The 6,420-nt window shown below is 65.8% G+C and carries 6 protein-coding genes; 1 reads left to right on the top strand and 5 read right to left on the bottom strand.

The annotated features are described in order from the left end of the window. Positions 1-604: 604 nt before the first annotated feature. Genes QZX93_RS16190 through amrB form a run of 3 tightly spaced genes read right to left on the bottom strand, consistent with a single transcriptional unit; the run spans position 605 to position 3,309 of the window. Positions 605-1,894, bottom strand: a complete 1,290-nt coding sequence (locus tag QZX93_RS16190) for an HlyC/CorC family transporter (RefSeq protein WP_295392932.1) — start codon at positions 1,892-1,894, stop codon at positions 605-607. 55 nt (positions 1,895-1,949) lie between these two features. Beyond that, the gene (gene amrA, locus QZX93_RS16185; RefSeq protein ID WP_295392931.1) at positions 1,950-2,528 is read right to left on the bottom strand and encodes an AmmeMemoRadiSam system protein A; all 579 of its coding nucleotides are present in this window, start codon (positions 2,526-2,528) and stop codon (positions 1,950-1,952) included. Next, on the bottom strand, positions 2,515-3,309 hold the full coding sequence (gene amrB, locus QZX93_RS16180; RefSeq protein ID WP_295392930.1) for an AmmeMemoRadiSam system protein B: 795 nt from the start codon (positions 3,307-3,309) through the stop codon (positions 2,515-2,517). The genes amrA and amrB overlap by 14 nt, the downstream gene beginning before the upstream one ends. A gap of 123 nt (positions 3,310-3,432) precedes the next feature. On the opposite strand from amrB, the gene amrS reads away from it, so the two are divergent. Continuing rightward, complete coding sequence (gene amrS, locus QZX93_RS16175; RefSeq protein WP_295392929.1) at positions 3,433-4,503, top strand: AmmeMemoRadiSam system radical SAM enzyme; 1,071 nt, start codon at positions 3,433-3,435, stop codon at positions 4,501-4,503. Here the strand turns inward: amrS and QZX93_RS16170 are convergent. Beyond that, positions 4,500-4,910, bottom strand: a complete 411-nt coding sequence (locus QZX93_RS16170; RefSeq protein WP_295392928.1) for a hemerythrin family protein — start codon at positions 4,908-4,910, stop codon at positions 4,500-4,502. The two genes, amrS and QZX93_RS16170, sit on opposite strands and share 4 nt — an antisense overlap. A 10-nt stretch (positions 4,911-4,920) precedes the next feature. Further along, on the bottom strand, positions 4,921-5,781 hold the full coding sequence (locus QZX93_RS16165) for an SIR2 family protein (protein ID WP_295392927.1): 861 nt from the start codon (positions 5,779-5,781) through the stop codon (positions 4,921-4,923). Positions 5,782-6,420: the final 639 nt, after the last annotated feature.

Genomic DNA, 6,420 nt, shown 5'->3' with positions numbered 1-6,420 from the left:
CATTTGAAGATTAAGTTGCAGGCCGCCTTACAGGCACTGCAACAGAATACTGATCGTGTGAAATCTTTCTTTTATCTGCCAGATACATTATATGCTGCATAATTAATAGTTAGTCGTGATAACTCATTAGGCCGCTATAATGCAGGCGCGGCAGACGGCCGCAGCCAACTATTGCGAAGCCGCCAATCTGCGCCAATCTGCCCGCGCCGCCTTTGAGGCAGCCCTGTTCGAGCCATCTTGAGATGGCCACAATGACTGACAATGAGAGGTTGGTTTCACCTACCGGCCTTGATCGTCGTTCCGGCCACTGGAGGTCGAGGCTTTAGCCGGCTAGGCATGCAGACACCACTGATTTCTCTTGGATATGTCGGGAGCCGCCACCGGCTAAAGCCTCGACCTCCGGTTGCGGAGGGAGACCGCTACTGGCCGCAACGATGACCAAGGCCCAGGCATGCGAAGCAGAGCTTCCAAGACCGCATTCCCAAGGGGACCTTGGGAACGAGAAGGGCAGATGTTCGGCTTGGGTCTGCGGATCCGGGCCAACTGAGCGCTTGCCATCCATGCCGCAGGATTGCTGCGTCCCGGCCGGAATGACGCCTCGCCCCTACCCTCTCCGCTCCGGCCGCCAGCCTTTGCGGGTCGAACGCGGCGGGAGCTTGACGGTCTTCACCGTATTCTCGGTGGTCTGGATGATTTCCATGTGATGACCGTGCAGCATCAGGCTGGTGTCGGGCTCGGGGATGGTCTCCAGGTACTCGAGGATCAGCCCGTTGAGGGTCTTGGGGCCGTCGGTCGGCAGCTCCCAGCGCAGCGCCCGGTTGAGGTCACGCACGGCGATTCCGCAATCCACCAACAGGCTGCCGTCATCGGCCCGGTGGATCTCAGTGAGGCTGTCCGATGGGTCGCTAGAAAACTCGCCGACGATCTCCTCCAGCAGGTCGACCAGGGTGATCAGACCCAGGAAGTCACCGTATTCGTCCACCACCAAGGCGATGCGCTGCTTCTCCCGCTGAAAGTTCAGGAGCTGCTGATAGAGCGGCGTGCCGGCAGGCACGAAATAGGGCGGCCGGGCAATGGCCCTCAGGTGCTCCTTGCCGAGTCCCTCGTCGAGCAGTGCATGCAGTGCATTGCGTGAATGAAAAACACCGATCAGGTTGTCGATCCCGCCGTCGAAGAGCGGCAGGCGGGTATAGCCGGCATTGCGGATGGCCGCAATGATCTCCTCCGCGTCGTCCTGGATGTCGATCCCCTCCACCTCGTTGCGGGGGATCATGATGTCCTCCACCGTGGCGCGCTCCAGGTCCAGGATGGCGAGCAGCATGGAGCGGCTGCGCTCCGGGATCAGTGCCCCGGCCTCGCTCACCACGGTGCGCAACTCCTCGCGGCTCAAGGCCGTGCCCGGCCCGGTCCCGCGGGCGACCCCCATCAGACGCAGCAAGCCATTGGCCAACAGATTGACCAGCCACACCACGGGGTAGAGGACCTTCAGCAGCGGGGTGTAGACATAGGCGGCCGGATAGGCCATGCGCTCCGGGCTGAGGGTGGCCAGGGTCTTGGGTGTGACCTCACCGAAGATCAGGACGATGAAGGTCAGGACCCCGGCGGCGATCCCGATGGCCGCCTCGCCGCCCAGGCGCAAGGCGATGATGGTCGCGATGGATGAGGCCAGTATGTTGACGAAGTTGTTGCCGAGCAGGATCAGCCCGATCAGTCGATCCGGCCGCTCCAGGAGGATGCGGGCAAGCCGCGCCCCCCGATGCCCCTGGTCGGCCTGGTGACGCAGGCGGTAGCGGTTCAGGGTGAATAAGGCCGTCTCGGAACCCGAGAAAAAGGCGGAGAGCAGGATCAGGATCGCGAGTGCAATCACCAGTCCGGTCAGCGGGATGTCGTTCACAGTCGGTGGTGGCCCTGTGGGATGAATCGAATGACGAGGCCCCGCCGGGGGCGGTTCAACCGCCGAAGGCCTCAGTGTAATAGCGCGAGACCCGCAGGGTGCCGCTCCAATGGTTGCCGGGGAGCCCGGCCTTGCGCTTGAGCTCGGTCAGGAACTGCCGCGGCTGCGGCAGCGACTCCCAGACCGCGGGCAGGAAGGTACCGCGCGCGCCGCCGTCGGTGAGGATCAGGCCATCGACCCCGGGCCGCAACTGCCGCAGCAGGTCCTGCTCGTCGCTGAAGCTCATCGGCTCGGGGGCGGAGAGGATCGAGAGATGCAGCGTCAGGTCGTCGAACTCCCAGGGCTCCAGGGGCGCAAACCGCGGGTCGCGGAAGGCGGCACCGAAGGCGTTGTCCGCCACATCGAGCACCAGCGGCTGGCACGCCTCCAGGTGGCCGATGCAACCGCGCAGGCCGTTGAAGTGGTGCAGTGTCACGAAGGCGGCACGGTGTACGCGCAAGGGCGCCGGATAGTCGGCCGGGTCCGGCCGGGTCGGCCGCCCCTGGGCCAGGCCATGACGGATGGACTCCCAGGCCACCTCGAGCAGTTGCCGGCGCGACGCATCGTCCAACGTGGCGTGTTCAGAAAAAGACATAGGCACCATACCCGACCACCTGGTCGTGCGAACCGGCCGTGTCACCCGAGTTGCGCAGGTCCAGGGCGCGCACCTGCATCCCGTGACCGCGGGCCGCGACCAGCAGCCCGGCGAGCGGCGTAGCCCCGCAGGCCGCATGGTGGTCGAGTGCCGCGGGGTCCAGGCGCTCGATCGCCTGAGTGGTCGCCGCATCGTGCCGACGGGCGGTTTCATAGTCTAGATAATGGCTGAGGTCGGAGCTGATGACGATCAGGGTCTCGTCCCCGCCCCACAGCCGCTCGAGCACCTGCGCGACCGCCGCGGGCGCGACCGTGCCGACGACCAGCGGCACCAGGCGAAAGTCGGTGAGCAGGCGCTGGAGGAAGGGCAACTGGACCTCCAGACAGTGCTCATCATCGAATGCGGCATCCAGTTGCTGGACCTGCAGCAGGTCGGCAAGCCCGGCCAGGGCCTCCCGGTCCAGGTCCACCGCGCCGAGCGGGGTCAGCAGGCGCTCCGCGCCCGGGTAGGCGAGCCCGCGAAAGGGCAGCCGGTGCGCCGGACCCAGCAGCACCACCCGGCGGATGCGCGCGGCAATGGGGGCGAGCTGGGCATAGGCCGAGGCTGCAATGGGCCCGGAATATCGGTAGCCCGCATGGGGCACTATCAATGCCTTCGGATGCGTCTGGGCTTGGGGTGCGGTCGCGACCCCCGCCAGCAGGGCATCGACCTGCTGGCTGAGGATGGCTGGGTTGGCCGGGTAGAAGGCCCCGGCGACGGCAGGTTGACGATCGATCGACATGGTGATGACCCCGACTGTCAGGCCCGGCAAGGCGGGCGTTCTGCCTGTATTCTAATGAATAACCGGCACCGGGGCGAATCGGCCCGGGACGGGCGCCCGAGTTCAGCCAGCCGAGGACACACCATGAAAAGCCATCCCACCCAGTTTTGGCACCGACTCCCGGACGGCCGGGTCCAGTGCGATGTCTGCCCGCGCGCCTGTCAACTGCGCGAGGGCCAGCAAGGCTTCTGCTTCGGGCGCAGCGCGCGCGATGGCGCCATCGTCCTGGATGCCTATGGGCGCTCCAGCGGATTCTGCGTCGACCCCATCGAGAAGAAGCCGCTCAACCACTTCCTGCCCGGCACCCCGGTCCTGTCCTTCGGCACGGCCGGCTGCAACCTCGCCTGTCGCTTCTGCCAGAACTGGGACATGAGCAAGTCCCGCGATCAGGACACCCTGGCCGCCGCCGCCAGCCCGGGACTGATCGCCCGGCGTGCGTTGGAGCTGGGCTGCCGATCGGTCTCCTACACCTACAACGACCCGGTTATTTTCCTCGAATACGCGGTAGACACCGCCGTGGCCTGCCGGGCGCTCGGTCTGCGCAACGTGGCAGTGACCGCGGGCTATGTGAGCCCCGGCGCCCGCGAGGCCTTGTTCGCCCCCATGGACGCGGCCAACGTAGATCTGAAGGGTTTCACCGAGGACTTCTACCGCCGGGTCTGCGGCGGTCACCTGGAGCCGGTGCTGGAGACCCTGAGCTATCTGCGCCACGAGACCCAGGTCTGGTTCGAGCTGACGACCCTATTGATCCCAGGCTACAACGACAGCGACGCGGAATTGGATGCCATGACGGCCTGGATCCTGGACCACCTGGGGGCCGAGGTCCCGCTGCACTTCACCGCCTATCACCCCGACTGGAAGCTCCGCGACGCCCCGCCGACCCCGCCCGCGACCCTGAGCCGGGCCCGTGAGCTGGCCTGCCGCAACGGCCTGCGCTATGTCTACACCGGCAATGTCCATGACGCCTCCGGCGGCAGCACCTGGTGTCACCAGTGCGGCGCGCTCCTGATCGAACGCGACTGGTATCGACTCGGTCACTGGGGGCTGGACGCCGCGGGCCGCTGCACCAGCTGCGGCACCCCCTGCGCCGGGGTCTTCGAAGGCCCGCCCGGCGACTGGGGCGCGCGGCGCCTGCCGGTGGGGTTTGGCCGTTAGCCCTGCCCCTTTTTCGGCGTCCGGGCCTTCACATGGGCCGCCAGCGCGCTGTCCATGGTGATCGCATGCTGGGCGAACCAGGCGGGCAGTTGCTCGGTCACATAGGCCCGGGCGAGCGCGATGCGCCCGCTATTGACCCGCAACCGGAAGGCGTCCAGCTCGCCCAGCACCCGGGCGTGCTCGTCGCGATGTTCTTTGATGGCCGGGAAGCCGGTCTCGCCCATCAGCACGTCCTCGTTGGCGAAATGGGCGTGGGTGTGATCGACCAGGTCCGGATAGAGGTAGCCGAAGACGGCCGCGCCCGCCTCGCCTAAGCGGTTGACCAGATCGACAAACTCCCGGTGGGTGCGGTCCATGGCCGGCACGCCGAGCAGGAACCGGGTCTCGAAGTCGTCGATCAGAAGCATAAGTGCCCGTTCAGGTGCTGGCGGGCCGGGCGGCGCCGGCGGCCGCCAACAGGTCCGGGATGTCCGCCGTGATGATCTCGATCCCCTGTCGCTCGCAGAACCGCCGCTCCTTGGGCGTCGGCTCCGGGATCAGGGCCCAGCCGGGGGGTGAACCGGCGCTGTAGATCATATCCGACATGACCATGCGTTCGGTATCCCTCAAGAACCGCAGGCCGAGAAAGCAATAGCGGCGCCCCTGGCGGTAGGCCTTGAGGAACGAGGGGATCGCAAAGCCGCCCATCAGCTCGGTGATGTAGTCGACATAATCCGCGTCGGAGGCGATGTAGGTGGCGTCCGGCCGTGGGCTCCCCATGGGCTTGAACAGCACTGGCAGCGCCGGGGCCACCGCGTCCTGAGCCACTTCATGGTAGGTCGTGCCATCGTAGCGGTGGATGCGAAAGCGATAGTCGGTGCCGCCGACCCGGGAGATCCCGCGCACCAGGGTGTGGGGGACCCCGGCATAGGAGTCCTGGAGTTGGGTGTCGCGGTTGATGTCGATCACATAGGGCGGCCGGCACGACTGGAGCCAGTCATGCACCGGGGCGCGGGTCCAGATGCGCGCGCCGTAGGTGGTGTCGAGGAAGCGATTCACGGCCCCGCGCCCGCGCTTGAGCTCCACGTTCATGGCGGCCCGGGGGAATTCCCACATCAGCTTGGGAGACATGGGCTTGCCGTCGTTGAGTGCGATGATCAGGCTATCGCTGTCGGCCGGGATGGGCGCGCCGCTGGCGGGATCGACAACCCCGGTCAAGGCGCCGGGACCGAGATAGGGGACGATCTCGCCGGTCGCGATACCGTGGGCCAACAGGGTCAGTGGGGGGGCGGTCAGCATGGTCGGTGGCTCGTTGCGGTCGGTGGTCCAATGCCAAAGCAAGAATGCTGCCAAGTGGATGCTGGAGCGCGGCCCAAGAACGAAAAATTCTCACGCCAAGGCGCCAAGACGCCAAGAACAACAACGGACTCCCCGCGCTGGCGTGACCTGCCGGGAGAGTCGAAAACGACTGATAACGCCCTGAATAAACTTGCCGTCTTAGCGACTTGGCGTGAGGGCGACGCCCTCTGGATGGGTTTGTTGCCTTCCGGACAGTCCGCAGCGGCTGGAGAGGGTCGAGCCATGGGTTCCGGTTGCTATTTCGCCACGGCGAGCGGCCCGTAGGGACTGGCAGGGTTGACTGACCGCCATTGGGCGTCGGCCGTCGGCCCATCCAAGCCCTCGTAGCTTACGTTGCGGCGACATTCCTTGCTTCGAAGAGACTGACCGCCTCTGGTGGGAGCGGTAGTCGCCACCGACGGACGAGCCAACCAACCAAAAGCGTTACGGAAGCGAGCGGCTAGCAGCCTGTCGGACTTAGCCACCGTCACCACCGCCTGAGGCCGTTGGATGGCTTTTTTTGGCAAAAAAAGAGGCGATTTTCGGCTAAAAACGCAGTTTTCCTCGGTTATCCCCTTACTGCGGACGTAATACGGCCAT

This window comes from uncultured Thiodictyon sp., from assembly GCF_903946935.1.
Lineage (GTDB): Bacteria > Pseudomonadota > Gammaproteobacteria > Chromatiales > Chromatiaceae > Thiodictyon.
Note: the sequence above shows the minus strand (reverse complement) of the source record. Positions and strands in the feature narration are given on the sequence as shown.